Source organism: Agrobacterium tumefaciens (assembly GCF_005221325.1).
GTDB lineage: Bacteria > Pseudomonadota > Alphaproteobacteria > Rhizobiales > Rhizobiaceae > Agrobacterium.
Genome location: NZ_CP039888.1, coordinates 2490206 through 2504832, shown reverse-complemented (window position 1 = coordinate 2504832; position 14627 = coordinate 2490206). Strand labels below are relative to the sequence as shown.

Here is a 14627-nt window from a genome sequence, read left to right as displayed (position 1 = left end):
AAAAAGGGCGGACAATGTTGCCCGCCCTTGCTTTATTGTCTCGGCTATGGCCTCAGGAGGCAATGGCCTTCGGTCGGGGCTGCTGGCCTTCGTCATCCGTCAGCAGACCGCTGGTGCGCAGCAGTGAGGTGAAGCGTCCGCCGCGCTGGCTCAGCTCATCAAAAGTGCCCTTCTCGATGATCCGGCCCTGATCGAGGAACAGGACGAGATCGGCATCGCGGACCGTGGAAAGGCGGTGAGCGATGATGAAGGTCGTGCGGTTCTTTCTCAGCGCATCAACGGCGGCCTTCACACGCGCTTCGGTTTCGACATCCAACGCGCTGGTCGCTTCGTCGAGAACCAGAATGGGCGCGTTTTTCAGGATCGCACGGGCAATGGCGATACGCTGGCGCTCGCCGCCGGAGAGGCGGTTACCGCGCTCGCCCACCTGCGTCAGATAGCCGTTGATGCGGCTGTCGATGAAATCCGTTGCCGCGGCTGCTGCTGCTGCTTCCACCACTTCCGCATCGGTGGCCGATTCACGGCCGAGGCGGATGTTTTCGCGGATGGAGCGGTTCAGCAGGCCTGCATCCTGGAACACTGTCGCGATGGAATTGCGCAGAGAGTTTTTCGTCACCGTCGAAATATCGGTGCCGTCGATCAGAATCTGGCCGGAATCGGGGTCGTAGACACGCTGCAGAAGGTTGATCAGCGTGGTCTTGCCGGCGCCGGTCGGTCCGACGATCGCGATGGTCTCGCCGGCCTTGGCCGTAAACGAGACGTCGTGAACGCCCTGCTTGGTGTTGGCGAAACCGAAATTGATGTTGCGGAATTCCACGGTGCCGGAGACATTCGCCAATTCGCGGGCATCGCCCGGCTCTTCCCGTTCCTTGACGGAATCCTCAAGCACGAAGAAATCCTCGAGCTTGGCGCGGGCTTCGAAAATCTGCGTCACGAATTGGCGCATCTGGTCCAGACGGCCGATCAGGAGATTGGCGAAACCGATGAAGGCGATGACATCACCCACGCGCAATTCGCCGTTCTTCACGAGCACGGTGCCGATAACGAGGATGATCATCATCGAAACGGTGGAGGCCGTGCGGTTCAGCGCGCTGGCGAAAGCCCACCAGTCAAGCACCGGATATTGGGCGCTCAGTAGTTTTTCGGTGAAGGATTTCAGCGCCTTCGTTTCAGCCTCGATGCGGTTGTAGCTGTGCAGCACCGACACGTTGCTGATGGAATCGCTGACATGGGCAAAAACGCTGTGATAGTGTTCCTCGACCGAAGCCTGGCCGTCCTTAGTGCGGCCCATCACCCACTTGCCGATGAACCAGTAGACAATGCCGAGGCCGATCAGAACGAAGCTGAGGCGGAGATCCATGGCCATTGCTGTCGGGATGAGCAGCACCAGCGCCACAAAGGTGGCCAGATGCGTGCGCATGAATTCCAGCCAAAGGCCGAACAGCGTCTCGCTGGCGCGCAGCAGCGTGTGCAGCGCATTGGATGTGCCACGTAGATGGTGCCAGGACAGCGGCATCGAAATGATGCGCCCGAAGGCTTCCGTCAGCAGCGTGGCACGGCGGCCATGCGCGAGTCGGTCTGCCTCGCGGGCCACCGCAACGTAAGCGACGGTGTTGAAGACGCCGAAACCCGCCCACAGTATGAGAATGGGCGTGACATTGGTGCCGGAGGAAATGGCATCGATGATCCGGCCGAACAGCACGGGTTCGGCGATGGTGATCGCTGCAAGAATGACGTTGGCGATGACGACAACGGCCACACGCCATTTATGAACGGTCAGATAGCGCAGAGCGCGCGTGTAAACCTGAAACAAGGTCAAATTTTCAATCCAGTCCGAGCGTCTTTTCAAGCGGTTGATTGTTCGGCCTCAACGCAATGCTACTTTAGCAAGGTTGCATGAGACGGCGAATTTTGTGTAATTATCGCTCTTTCTGTCTGAATGGCGGCTTAACAAATTGACCGCGCGTGCGAACCGAAAAACCGAACCCGATGTTTCCCGGGGGCCTGCCATCACAAGATTTCGCATCTTCGTTTCAGGGATTGCTAACGACGATATGTTCAATCTGAACCGACCGGCGCCCGAGTAACATGACGTCATCGCGGGACCATGTCCTCGTGTCATCCCTTCAAGCCAAGCCCGGACCCCGTGTCTTTATGCATGATATTCTTCACTTCATCTCTGCATGTTCTCAGGCAGGAAGCGCCGATCGCGTTCGCTCGGAATTTGCCAAGCTCATTCGTGAATATGGCTTCGAGTATTTTCTCGTCAGCAGACGGCTGACCGGAGAACTCGCCTCTGCCGGCCAAATCCTCGCAGAGCATCTTCCTGACGGCTGGCTGGAGGTCTACAGGGCCAAGAAATACAATCTCGTCGATCCGGTCCGCAAGGTGATCGGCATGGTGCACAAGCCGTTTCAGTGGAAAGAGGCGCTTGAGGGTCTACCGCGTGCGATGCATCGCAAAAGGGCAAGCGTGTTTTTTCACGATGCCGGCCGATACGGCCTGCAGGGCGGTTACGCCTTTCCCGTTCACGGCCGCGCGGGTTTCATCGGTGCGGTCTTCATTGGCGGGCAGGACCGGCAATTGCCTTCCTTGCAGGTCGAACTCCTCGATGCGGCCACCCGCACCGTCTTCTGGCGGCTGCTCGATCTTTCCGGGCAGGCTCACGACTTCAGCAACGCCCCTGATGTTTCCGCCCTTGAGCTCACGCGGCGCGAAATGGAGGTGCTGGCGCTGATGGCGGATGGCATGACCTCCACCGAAATCGGACGCCAGCTATCGATCTCCAACCACACGGTCGACTGGTACATCAACGGAATCCAACGCCGTTTCAGTGCCAAGAACCGGCAGCACACCGTAGCTCTTGCTTTTCGCCACGGTCTGTTGAGCTAGCGCAAACAGGACAGTTCTCGCCGGAATTGCCCTTTCCAAGACTTGGTTTTGCTGCTTTATTCCGCAGTGCAGCAGAATTCTGTTTTGGCGTGTGGGGAGACCGTCTTGAAGATATCGAAAATACTTGTTGCCAACCGATCCGAAATTGCGATCCGCGTTTTCCGGGCAGCGAACGAGCTTGGGATCAAAACCGTTGCGATTTGGGCGGAAGAGGACAAGCTGTCTTTGCACCGTTTCAAGGCGGACGAATCCTATCAGGTCGGCAGGGGTCCGCATCTCGCCAAGGATATGGGACCGATCGAGAGCTATCTTTCGATCGAGGAGGTTATCCGCGTGGCCAAGCTCTCCGGAGCGGATGCGATCCATCCCGGTTACGGCCTTCTGTCCGAAAGCCCTGAGTTCGTGGAGGCCTGCAACAAGGCCGGCATCACCTTCATCGGGCCGACGCCGGATACGATGCGCCAGCTCGGCAACAAGGTCGCCGCCCGCAATCTGGCGATTTCGGTTGATGTCCCCGTTGTTCCCGCCACCAATCCGCTGCCTGACGATATAGCGGAAGTGGAGCGCATGGCCGAGGAAATCGGCTATCCCGTCATGCTCAAGGCCTCCTGGGGCGGTGGCGGCCGCGGCATGCGTGCCATCCGCAAAAAGGAAGACCTCGCCCGTGAGGTGACGGAAGCCAAGCGCGAGGCGAAGGCCGCATTCGGCAAGGACGAAGTCTATCTGGAAAAGCTTGTGGAGCGTGCGCGCCACGTTGAAAGCCAGATTCTCGGCGATACGCATGGTAATGTCGTGCATCTGTTCGAGCGCGATTGTTCGATCCAGCGGCGTAATCAAAAGGTCGTCGAGCGCGCGCCTGCACCGTATCTGTCAGAAGCGCAGCGTCAGGAACTGGCCGCCTATTCCCTGAAAATTGCGGCTGCAACGAACTATATCGGTGCCGGCACTGTAGAATATCTGATGGATGCCGATACCGGCAAATTCTACTTCATCGAGGTCAATCCGCGCATCCAGGTGGAGCATACCGTCACCGAAGTCGTGACCGGCATCGATATCGTCAAGGCGCAGATCCATATTCTCGAAGGCGCTGCCATCGGTACGGCGGAATCCGGCGTTCCACGCCAAGAGGATATTCGCCTCAACGGTCATGCGCTCCAGTGCCGTATTACGACGGAAGACCCGGAACACAACTTCATTCCGGACTATGGCCGCATCACCGCCTATCGCTCCGCTTCGGGCTTCGGCATCCGTCTGGACGGTGGAACCTCCTATACGGGCGCCGTTATCACCCGCTACTATGATCCCCTGCTGGTCAAGGTCACGGCCTGGGCGCCGCAGCCGGATGAGGCGATCAACCGTATGGACCGCGCGCTGCGCGAATTCCGTATCCGTGGCGTTGCGACCAACCTCACCTTCCTCGAAGCCATCATCGGTCACGACAGTTTCCGCAACAACACCTATACGACGCGCTTCATCGATTCGACGCCGGAGCTGTTCGCGCAGGTCAAGCGTCAGGACCGCGCCACCAAGCTTCTGACCTATCTTGCCGATGTGACCGTCAATGGCCACCCGGAAACCAAGGGTCGTGCCAAGCCCTCCGAAAAGTCGGCAAAGCCCATCCTGCCCTATATCGATGCGCCGACGCCTGACGGCACCAAGCAATTGCTGGACAAGCTCGGCCCGAAGGGCTTTGCGGACTGGATGCGAAACGAAAAGCGCGTGCTGGTCACGGATACGACCATGCGCGACGGACATCAGTCGCTGCTGGCCACCCGCGTCCGTACACATGATATTGCCCGCGTCGCCAGCGTTTACGCCAAGGCGCTGCCGCAGCTTCTATCGCTGGAATGCTGGGGCGGTGCGACCTTCGACGTTTCCATGCGCTTCCTGACCGAAGACCCGTGGGAGCGCCTGTCGCTCATCCGCGAAGGTGCGCCGAACCTGCTGTTGCAGATGCTTCTGCGCGGCGCAAACGGCGTCGGTTACAAGAATTACCCTGATAATGTCGTGAAGTACTTCGTCCGTCAGGCTGCAAGGGGCGGGGTCGATCTTTTCCGCGTCTTCGACTGCCTGAACTGGGTGGAGAACATGCGGGTGTCGATGGATGCGATTGCCGAGGAGAACAAGCTCTGCGAGGCAACCATCTGCTATACCGGCGATCTGTTGAATTCGGCACGTCCGAAATACGATCTCAAATATTATACCAACCTCGCCGTCGAGCTGGAAAAGGCCGGCGCCCATATCATCGCCGTCAAGGATATGGCGGGCCTTCTGAAACCGGCTGCCGCCAAGGTTCTGTTCAAGGCGCTGCGCGAGGCGACCGGCCTGCCGATCCACTTCCACACCCATGACACATCGGGCATTTCCGCCGCGACCGTTCTTGCGGCTGTGGATGCCGGTGTCGATGCCGTCGATGCCGCGATGGATGCATTCTCCGGCAATACATCGCAGCCTTGCCTCGGCTCGATCGTGGAGGCACTCGCAGGATCGGAACGCGATACGGGTCTTGATACCGAATGGATCCGCCGCATTTCCTTCTATTGGGAAGCCGTGCGCAATCAATATGCAGCGTTCGAGAGCGACCTCAAAGGGCCTGCCTCGGAAGTCTATCTGCATGAAATGCCGGGCGGTCAGTTCACTAACCTCAAGGAACAGGCCCGTTCGCTGGGTCTCGAAAGCCGCTGGCATGAGGTGGCGCAGGCCTATGCCGATGCCAACAGGATGTTCGGCGATATCGTCAAGGTGACGCCGTCCTCCAAGGTCGTCGGCGACATGGCGCTGATGATGGTCAGCCAGGACCTGACAGTGGCCGACGTCGAAAACCCTGACCGTGAAGTGTCCTTCCCGGACTCGGTGGTGTCGATGCTGAAGGGTGATCTCGGACAGTCGCCTGGCGGCTGGCCAGCAGTGCTGCAGAAAAAGGCGCTGAAGGGTGACGCACCCTATACGGTGCGTCCGGGCTCGCTGCTGGCGGATGCCGATCTCGATGCCGAAAGGAAGGTGATCGAGACCAAGCTGGAGCGCAAGGTCGATGACTTCGAGTTCGCATCCTATCTGATGTATCCGAAGGTGTTCACCGATTTCGCGCTGACCGCCGAGACATACGGCCCGGTCTCCGTGCTGCCCACCCATGCCTATTTCTACGGCATGGAGGATGGCGAAGAACTGTTTGCCGATATCGAACGCGGCAAGACACTTGTCATCGTCAATCAGGCTTCGTCCGGCACGGACGACAAGGGCATGGTAACGGTGTTCTTCGAGATCAACGGCCAGCCGCGCCGCATCAAGGTACCGGATCGCGCCCATGGCGCCTCCGGCTCCGCGGTGCGCCGCAAGGCAGAACCCGGCAATGCAGCCCATATCGGTGCGCCGATGCCTGGTGTCATCAGCCGCGTCTTCATCAACCAGGGTCAGGAGGTCAAGGCCGGCGACGTGCTGCTCTCGATCGAGGCCATGAAGATGGAAACCGCATTGCATGCCGAACGGGACGGCAAGATTGCTGAGGTTCTGGTAAAGCCCGGTGACCAGATCGATGCCAAGGACTTGTTGATCTCCTACGCCGAATAACGGCGCAACTCATCGGCAATAGGTTGCAGACGCCCGCCCTCCCGGCGGGCGTTTTTTATTGCACTCAAGCAGAAACTTGATTATGCATGTTCGTGCACGTTTATTCTTGTTTATGCATGAGTCCCAATGAGTGATCATTTCGTCAGTGAGCGGCAGGCGCTGATCCTTGCGCAGTTGCGGCAAAGCGGCCGTGTGCTGGCGCAGGATCTGGCTCAGAATTTCGGCGTCTCCGAAGATACGGTACGCCGCGACCTGCGCGAGATGGCGGCGCGTGGGGAATGCCTGCGCGTTTATGGCGGAGCGCTGCTTTCCGATAGCACGACAGTGCCGCTCAAAACGCGGATTGCCGAGGATACCGACCGCAAGGCCGTGCTGGCGCGTGCTGTCGTTCCGCTCATTGAACCGGGCATGGTGGTTTTCATCGATGCCGGCTCCACCAATCTCGCCATTGCACGAGCGATCCCGGCCGGCCTCAATCTGACGGTGGTGACGAATACGCCCGCCATTGCCGCCGAGTTGACGGGCCGGGCCGATATCGGTCTGGTGCTGATTGGCGGAAAGGTCGATCCGGCCGTCGGTGCGGCGATCGATGCCATGGCTCTTCGGCAGCTTGAATTGATGCGGCCCGATCTGTGCGTGCTCGGTGTTTGCGGTGTTGCAGCCGAGACGGGCCTTTCGGCGGATGTTTTCGAGGATGCGGTGTTCAAGCGCCTTGCCTGTAGTGCCAGCCAGCGGGTCATCGCCGCCATCACCACGGAAAAGCTCGGCCATAAGGCCGCTTTCCACGTCCATGATTTTTCCCCACCGCTTTGCCTTGTGCTGGAACGGGATGCCGACCGTATATTGGTCGAGTCGCTGTCGGCAAAAGGCGTAGATGTTCATTGCGGCGAAGATGACGCTGCCCCGTTTTCTCATGGTCGAGTCTGAAGGATATTGCCGATGAATGGCCCCACGACATTTTCGCCGACAGGCACACGCTCATCCTATCTGACGCGGCACAGACTTGGCGTCTCGCTGCTGTTTTTGATGAATGGCTTCATGATGGGATCATGGGCGCCCAAGATCCCGGAATTTGCCGCACGCCTGTCGCTCAGCGAAAGTGCTCTCGGCCTGATCATTCTGGTTTTTGGTATCGGCTCGCTGGTTTTCATGCCGATTGCCGGATCGCAGATCGCCCGTTTCGGCTCGCGTACGGTGAGCCTCGTCACCGCCGCGATCTTTCTGCCGACGCTGCTTTTCATTTCCTGGGCCGGCACCATCTGGGCGGGGGTGATTGCGGTTTTCCTGTTCGGCGGGCTGACAGGGGCGATGGATGTCGCCATGAACGCCAATGCCGTGGCGGTGGAGCGCGATATGCGCCGAGCAATCATGTCGTCCTGCCATGCCTTCTGGAGCCTTGGTGGTCTCATCGGGGCTGGTCTCGGCGGTTATCTCATCACGGCTATCGGCGTGCAGGGGCATGCCATTGCACTCACCGTCATCGCACTCGTGCTTCTGGTCATCGCATGGCCGCGGGTTCTGGCGGATCGTCCGCATCCGGAAACTGAGCGCCCGAAAGGTGGCTTGCCGCTGACGCCGCTGCCCTGGATCATCGGCCTGATGGCCCTGTTCTCGATGATCCCGGAAGGCGCGATCCTCGATTGGGGTGCGCTTTATCTGCGCAATGAACTCGGCGCTTCCGTATCGCAGTCCGGTTTTGCCTTCGCGGCCTTTTCCATGACCATGGCGGCGATGCGGTTTGCCGGCGACCTAGTGCGTGACAAGTTCGGCGCGGTCAACACTCTGCGGTTCTGCTCGGTCATGTCGATCACCGGTCTGTTGATTGCCGGCCTCGCCGGCAATTCGACTTTCGTGATTATCGGCTTTGCCATTGCCGGCATCGGCATTTCCAACATGGTGCCCATCGCTTTTTCGGCGGCGGGCAACATGCCGGGACTGGCGCCGGGGATCGGGCTCTCCGTCGTCACCACCATGGGATACTCCGGCATTCTTGTGGCTCCTTCCGCCATCGGCTTCATTGCCGAACATACGGGTCTCGCGAGCGTTTTCATCGCTCTGCCGTTGCTGCATGTGGTGGTTCTGCTGCTTTCGCGGCTCGCCCGTCATGCGGATGGTGCGGGCAAGGAATAGGCGTCTCGAATTTTGCCATGATTGCGGTAAAGTAGAAGCTCCAGTGCGTTGGGTGTTGACAAGCAGGCTTGCCTGTTTCACCTCAATTGCAAGACCTTGCCGCAAGCTCCAGAGACCGCCATGACGTCACATGCCGATTACGACCCGAAGCCCCGCCGTGCATCCGTCGCCGTAGACGTCGGTGGCGTCATCGTGGGGGGCGGTGCGCCCGTCGTCGTGCAGTCGATGACCAATACCGACACGGCGGATATTGACGCCACCGTCAGCCAAGTGGCTGCACTCTTCCGGGCCGGTTCGGAAATGGTGCGTATTACCGTCGATCGCGACGAGAGCGCTGCCGCCGTGCCGAAAATCCGCGAGCGGTTGCTGCTTCTTGGCATGGATGTGCCGCTGATCGGTGATTTCCACTATATCGGCCACAAGCTTCTGGCCGATCATCCGGCCTGTGCCGAAGCGCTGGCGAAATATCGCATCAATCCCGGCAATGTCGGTTTCAAGGACAAGAAAGACAAGCAGTTCGGCGAGATCGTCGAAATGGCGATCCGTTATGACAAGCCTGTTCGTATCGGCGTCAACTGGGGGTCGCTCGATCAGGAACTGCTGACGACGCTGATGGACAGGAACAAGGAGCAGGGTTTTCCGCTCTCCGCCCGTCAGGTCACGCGCGAGGCAATCGTTCAGTCGGCGCTGATTTCCGCCGAACTTGCCGAAGAGATCGGACTGCCGCGCAATCGCATCATTCTGTCTGCCAAAGTCAGCCAGGTTCAGGACCTGATTGCCGTTTATTCGATGTTGTCGGAACGATCCAACCATGCTCTGCATCTGGGCCTGACCGAGGCGGGCATGGGCTCGAAAGGCATCGTCGCTTCGTCCGCCGCCATGGGTTACGTGTTGCAGCATGGCATTGGCGATACGATCCGCGTTTCGCTGACGCCGGAACCGAATGGCGATCGCACCCGCGAAGTGCAGGTGGCGCAGGAACTGCTTCAGGTCATGGGTTTCCGCCAGTTCATTCCTGTTGTGGCGGCATGTCCCGGCTGCGGGCGGACCACGTCCACTGTGTTTCAGGAACTGGCGCAAAACATCCAGAACGATATTCGCAAGAACATGCCGATCTGGCGTGAGAAATATCCCGGTGTCGAGGCGCTGAATGTTGCCGTCATGGGCTGCATCGTCAACGGCCCCGGCGAAAGCAAACATGCCGATATCGGCATTTCGCTGCCCGGAACCGGCGAAAGCCCGGCTGCACCTGTTTTCATCGACGGGGAAAAGGCGCTCACCCTGCGTGGTCCCAACATTGCCGGTGATTTCGAAGCGCTTGTGGCCGATTACATCGAAAAGCGTTTTGGCCGGAAAGACGCGGCGGAGTAAAGAGTACCGTGAAAAGGCCGGAATTCCACTGTCCTACCTCCTGAACCTCTCGGAGCATCAAAATACATGATCAAAAAAATCGCGATCGTCGCCCTTTGCGGCACCTATCTTTCCGCCTGCACCACCACCGATCCCTATACGGGCGAGCAGAAGATGTCGAACACGGCGGGCGGTGCCGGCATCGGCGCTGTCGTTGGTGCTCTCGGTGGTCTGGCTGTCGGCGGCTCGCCGGTTGGTCGCCGTAACGCCGCCCTTATCGGTGCGGGCATTGGTGCTCTCGCTGGCGGCGCCATCGGCAACTACATGGACGGACAGGAAGCCGAGCTTCGCGCCCAGCTTCAGGGAACCGGTGTTTCCGTTAGCCGTCGTGGCGACAGCATCGTTCTCAACATGCCGTCGAACATCACCTTTGCCACGGATCAGGATCAGGTCATTCCGCCGTTCTACCAGACGCTCGATTCCGTCGCCATCGTGCTGAACAAATTCAACCGCACGCTGATCGACATCAACGGCCACACCGATTCCACCGGCAGCCTGCAGCACAACCAGGCGCTTTCCGAGCGTCGTGCGGCCTCTGTTGCAAACTATCTCGGTGCACGCGGCGTCGATCAGCGCCGTATTTCGACGCTCGGCTTTGGCCCGTCTCAGCCGATCGCCTCGAATGCCACGTCGGATGGCCGCGCCCAGAACCGCCGCGTCGAAGTGCTGATTTCGCCGCTCAAGGGCTGATTGATGATGAAAAGCTGAGACGTATCCGCTCAGCTTTTCCGTTCGGCGATGAATCTTGCGGCCGCGATGAGAATCGCGGCCTTTTCGCCGTAGGGGGCCAGGAGTTCGCTGGCTTCCGCCACCAGTTCCTGCAGCTTGCGGCGCGCCCAGCCTTCGCCCCGCAATGCCACCAGCGTGCCCTTGCCGCGTGCGGCATCCTTGCCGGTTGCCTTGCCCATGGTGGCGGCATCGGCGGTCAGGTCCAGAAGATCGTCGGCAAGCTGGAAGGCGAGGCCGATCTTTTCGCCGAAGAGACGCAGTCGCTGCCTTTCGGCTTGATTGCTGCCGGCAATGATCGCGCCGGCCTCGCAGGCGAAACGCAGCAAAGCGCCCGTTTTCATAGCCTGCAATGTAAGAACGCCATCCTCATCAGGTGCTTTCTTTTCGGCAGCAAGATCAAGCGCCTGTCCGCCAGCCATGCCACCAATGCCGGCGGCGCGGGCGAGTGAAAGCACGAGTGCGGCCTTGCGCTCGGCCGCCAGCGGATTTTCATCCGAAGCGATGATGTCGAAAGCAAGCGTCAGCAGGCTGTCACCGGCGAGGATTGCGGTTGCCTCGTCGAACTTGCGGTGCACGGTCGGCTGGCCGCGGCGCAGGTCGTCATCGTCCATGGCCGGCAGGTCGTCATGAACAAGCGAATAACAATGGAGGCATTCGAGTGCTGCGCCGACATAAAGGGCAGCTTCGGCATCTCCGCCGAGAAGGGCGACACTTTCGATGACGAGGAAAGGCCGCAGGCGTTTGCCACCGTTCAGCACGCCATGGCGCATGGCCTCTAGCAGGTTTTGCGGGCGTGTGATCTCATCCGCGCGTGCCTCGCCGGAAAGCAGGTGGCCAAGCAGTGCTTCGGTTTTCGCCGCGTTTTCGCGCAGCCTCGTTTCGAAATTCGTCATCTGAGCGTCCATGCCGCTCTTTGGCATGCCGCGCGAATGCAGGCAAACCTTTTCGTGATTCCGGAGCCGCAACGGTGTGACCGGACTCGCCTTGAAGACGGCAATGGACTATGAAAGGCTTCAATTGGCGTGGGGCGCGGGGACGGATATTGAGCAGTACGCCTGAAAGCGACGCAGAATACGCCGTGCTGGCGGAAGACCGGAGCAGTCCGAAGGTGGATTTTCGCACGTTGGCAAAGCGCATCATCATGACCTTGCTGGCATTGCTGATCCTGCCCTATCTGCTGATCCCGGTTTATGCGCTGCCGTTTATCCGGCCTGTTTCAACGCTGATGCTTGCCGATCTCGTGACCCTTCAGGGTTATGACAGGCGCTGGGTGCCACTCGAGGATATTTCGCCGCGCCTCGTGCAATCCGTGATGATGTCCGAGGATGGGCAATTCTGTTTCCACGGCGGTGTGGACTGGAACCAGATGCAATCCGTCGTCAGCAATGCACTTGATGGAGCCTCCACCCGCGGCGCCAGCACCATTCCGATGCAGACGGCCAAGAACCTGTTCTTATGGAACGGCCGTTCATTCCTGCGCAAGGGGCTGGAATTGCCGCTGGCAATCGCGGCTGATTTCGTCTGGTCGAAAAAACGGATGATGGAGATTTATCTGAACGTTGCCGAATGGGGCCCGGGAATCTACGGCATCGAGGCGGCGGCCCAGCATCATTTCAAGATACCGGCTGCCAAGCTCAGCTCCCGTCAGGCGGCGCTGCTGGCCGTCTCCCTGCCCAATCCGATTGACCGGGTTGCGAGCAAACCCGGGCGCGGCCTGCAGCGGCTGGCCGGCCTTATCGAGCGTCGTGCCCGCGCCTCGGGTGGCTATGTCGGCTGTGTGCTGGACTGATCTCTACACTCTGCCCTTTGGCCCTCTGCCTCAGCCCTTCCTGAAAATATAGTCCGTTTCCTGACGCAGCGTTTCGCCTGGCCGCAGGATGGCGTGCGGAAAATCCGGGTGATTGACGGCATCCGGCCAAATCTGCGTTTCAAGGCAGAAACCGGCGAACGGGCCATAATGACGGCCATCGAGGCCCGGAACGGGAACGTCGAGCTTGAAGGCTGAATAGAACTGCACACCGGGCTCTGTCGTGTGAACCTCAAGGGCGATATCGGAGGCAGGTGAATAGGCGCGGGCGACCTTGCGCTTGGCGCGACGCTCGGGCGAAAGGCAGAAATTGTGGTCGTAGAGAACCTGTTCGCCATTCTCCTTGCGCCGCATCGGCGTCGGGTGACGCAGGTCGAAGACGGTGCCTTCGACGGAACGGATTTCGCCTGTCGGTATCTGCTGTTCGTTTGTCGGCAGGTAAAAGTCAGCGGCGATGCTGATCTCATGGCCAAGTGCGGTATCCGCGCCGTCGAGATTGAAATAGGAGTGCTGGCAGACATTGGCGATGGTCGGCTGGTCGGTCACCGTTTCATAAACTACCGAAAGCACGCCGCCATCGCGGATCGTATAGGTGGCCGTGACCGTGCAGTTGCCGGGATAACCGGCGCGGCCGTCGGGATCGATGATCTGCAGGACGGCATGGCTTTCGCCATGTTCCATCAGCATCCAGTTGCGCTTGCCCATGCCGTCGCTGCCACCATGCAGATGGGTCACGCCCTTTTCGTTCAGCTCCAGCTGATATTCATGCCCGTCGATCGCGAACCTGCCATTGCCGATGCGGTTGGCGTTGCGGCCCGGCGTGGCGCCGAAATAGGAGGAATATTTGTAGTCCTCGAACTTATCGAAGCCGAGAACCAGCGGCGGCTGGTGACCGTCAAGGCGCAGATCCTGGATAACAGCGCCCCAGGTGATGACTTTCGCCGTCAAACCGTCTTTCGAGATGGTGACGCGTTCGACCTTTTCACCGGTCGCCGTGAAACCGAAATCTTCTCGTGCCGCACCGTCGCTCATCTCGTCATTCTCCATGGTGTCGCGAATTGCCGGGCGGACGTTGCGTCATTTTCCGGCAATTCGCAATCCCGCAGTTACGCGGCCAGTTTGCCTATGGCTTGGAGATCATAGGGCGTCGTCTGGTATATCTCGTTGATCCAGTTTCCGAAAAACAGGTGGGCATGGCTGCGCCAGCGGTTGAGCGGGGCGAGTTCCGGGTCGTTATGCGGAAAGTAATCATGCGGCAGCTTGATGGGCACGCCGGAATTCACGTCGCGGAAATATTCGTCGGACAGAGAGGTCGAATCATATTCGACATGATTGAACATGTAGAGCCGGTTGCCTGCCTTCTCATGCACCAGGCAAACGCCCATTTCCTCTGACTCCATCAGGATTTCAAGTTCCGGGTTTTTTTCGATATCGGCGCGGCGCACTTCGGTCCAGCGTGAGACCGGAACCTGGAAATCATCCGAAAAGCCGTTGAGGTAGATCGACGAGGGGCAGAGATTGCGGTGACGATAGACACCGAACGCCTTTTCCTTCAGCTCGTATTTCGGCACCCCGTGGAAATGGTAGATGGCGGCCATTGCGCCCCAGCAGACATTCAGGGTCGAATGGACGTTGGTCTGCGTCCATTCGAAAATCTGCTGCATTTCATTCCAATAGGTCACGTCTTCATAGTCCAGCAGCTCGATCGGTGCGCCGGTAATGATGAAGCCGTCGAACTTGCGGTGACGGACCTCTTCCCACGTCTCGTAGAAGGAGAGGAGATGCTCTTCCGGCGTGTTCTTGGCGCGATGACCGCCGATGCGGATGAGCGACAATTCCACCTGCAGCGGCGAGGCGCCAACAAGGCGCGCCATCTGGATTTCCGTCTTGATCTTGTTCGGCATGAGGTTGAGAAGCCCGATCTGGAGCGGGCGGATATCCTGCCGGATGGCCGCCGTTTCGGTCATGACCCGCACACCCTCATGAACGAGGGTCTCAAAGGCGGGAAGCGTATCGGGAATCTTGATCGGCATGTCGAACTCTCTTTTCCGGATCACGTAAAGAACGTTGCGAAAACAAAAAACCGGCAGCG

At 59.3% G+C, this 14627-nt stretch carries 11 protein-coding genes; 7 read left to right on the top strand and 4 right to left on the bottom strand.

Annotation, left to right across the window (positions count from 1 at the left end; genetic code table 11):
• Positions 1–52: 52 nt before the first annotated feature.
• Positions 53–1819: a glucan ABC transporter ATP-binding protein/ permease gene (locus tag CFBP5499_RS12845; protein ID WP_080827068.1), complete on the bottom strand. Its 1767-nt coding sequence runs from the start codon at positions 1817–1819 to the stop codon at positions 53–55.
• 335 nt (positions 1820–2154) lie between these two features.
• Between CFBP5499_RS12845 and CFBP5499_RS12840 the strand changes: the two genes are divergently transcribed.
• From CFBP5499_RS12840 to CFBP5499_RS12815, 6 genes are all read left to right on the top strand, one after another.
• On the top strand, positions 2155–2892 hold the full coding sequence (locus CFBP5499_RS12840) for a helix-turn-helix transcriptional regulator (protein ID WP_080827069.1): 738 nt from the start codon (positions 2155–2157) through the stop codon (positions 2890–2892).
• A 105-nt stretch (positions 2893–2997) separates the two neighbouring features.
• Positions 2998–6459, top strand: coding sequence for a pyruvate carboxylase (gene pyc / locus CFBP5499_RS12835; RefSeq protein WP_137066291.1), 3462 nt, complete (start codon positions 2998–3000; stop codon positions 6457–6459).
• 126 nt (positions 6460–6585) lie between these two features.
• Positions 6586–7386, top strand: coding sequence for a DeoR/GlpR family DNA-binding transcription regulator (locus CFBP5499_RS12830; RefSeq protein WP_080827070.1), 801 nt, complete (start codon positions 6586–6588; stop codon positions 7384–7386).
• Positions 7387–7398: 12 nt separating this feature from the next.
• A complete protein-coding gene (locus CFBP5499_RS12825) occupies positions 7399–8589 on the top strand; it encodes an MFS transporter (protein WP_080827071.1) in 1191 nt (396 codons plus the stop codon).
• A 120-nt stretch (positions 8590–8709) separates the two neighbouring features.
• Entirely contained in the window at positions 8710–9960 is a 1251-nt protein-coding gene (gene ispG / locus CFBP5499_RS12820) for a flavodoxin-dependent (E)-4-hydroxy-3-methylbut-2-enyl-diphosphate synthase (RefSeq protein WP_080827072.1), read from the top strand.
• Between the two features lie 66 nt (positions 9961–10026).
• Positions 10027–10689: an OmpA family protein gene (locus tag CFBP5499_RS12815; protein WP_080827073.1), complete on the top strand. Its 663-nt coding sequence runs from the start codon at positions 10027–10029 to the stop codon at positions 10687–10689.
• A gap of 29 nt (positions 10690–10718) precedes the next feature.
• Here CFBP5499_RS12815 and CFBP5499_RS12810 read toward each other — a convergent pair whose 3' ends face one another.
• Positions 10719–11633, bottom strand: a complete 915-nt coding sequence (locus CFBP5499_RS12810; RefSeq protein ID WP_080827562.1) for a polyprenyl synthetase family protein — start codon at positions 11631–11633, stop codon at positions 10719–10721.
• A 236-nt stretch (positions 11634–11869) separates the two neighbouring features.
• Here CFBP5499_RS12810 and mtgA point away from each other — a divergent pair, with 236 nt between their 5' ends.
• Entirely contained in the window at positions 11870–12517 is a 648-nt protein-coding gene (mtgA, locus tag CFBP5499_RS12805) for a monofunctional biosynthetic peptidoglycan transglycosylase (protein WP_370363052.1), read from the top strand.
• 30 nt (positions 12518–12547) lie between these two features.
• Here the strand turns inward: mtgA and CFBP5499_RS12800 are convergent, their stop codons facing one another.
• On the bottom strand, positions 12548–13567 hold the full coding sequence (locus tag CFBP5499_RS12800; protein ID WP_080827563.1) for an aldose epimerase family protein: 1020 nt from the start codon (positions 13565–13567) through the stop codon (positions 12548–12550).
• 74 nt (positions 13568–13641) lie between these two features.
• A complete protein-coding gene (gene metA / locus CFBP5499_RS12795; protein WP_080827074.1) occupies positions 13642–14568 on the bottom strand; it encodes a homoserine O-acetyltransferase MetA in 927 nt (308 codons plus the stop codon).
• Positions 14569–14627: the final 59 nt, after the last annotated feature.

Excerpts from the sequence above, each read along its gene's own strand:
- CFBP5499_RS12810 (WP_080827562.1), bottom strand. The coding sequence starts at position 11,633 with ATGGACGCTCAGATGACGAATTTCGAAACGAGGCTGCGCGAAAACGCG.
- CFBP5499_RS12815 (WP_080827073.1), top strand. The coding sequence starts at position 10,027 with ATGATCAAAAAAATCGCGATCGTCGCCCTTTGCGGCACCTATCTTTCC.
- ispG (WP_080827072.1), top strand. The coding sequence starts at position 8,710 with ATGACGTCACATGCCGATTACGACCCGAAGCCCCGCCGTGCATCCGTC.
- metA (WP_080827074.1), bottom strand. The coding sequence starts at position 14,568 with ATGCCGATCAAGATTCCCGATACGCTTCCCGCCTTTGAGACCCTCGTT.
- CFBP5499_RS12830 (WP_080827070.1), top strand. The coding sequence starts at position 6,586 with ATGAGTGATCATTTCGTCAGTGAGCGGCAGGCGCTGATCCTTGCGCAG.
- CFBP5499_RS12825 (WP_080827071.1), top strand. The coding sequence starts at position 7,399 with ATGAATGGCCCCACGACATTTTCGCCGACAGGCACACGCTCATCCTAT.
- CFBP5499_RS12840 (WP_080827069.1), top strand. The coding sequence starts at position 2,155 with ATGCATGATATTCTTCACTTCATCTCTGCATGTTCTCAGGCAGGAAGC.
- CFBP5499_RS12800 (WP_080827563.1), bottom strand. The coding sequence starts at position 13,567 with ATGAGCGACGGTGCGGCACGAGAAGATTTCGGTTTCACGGCGACCGGT.
- mtgA (WP_370363052.1), top strand. The coding sequence starts at position 11,870 with ATGACCTTGCTGGCATTGCTGATCCTGCCCTATCTGCTGATCCCGGTT.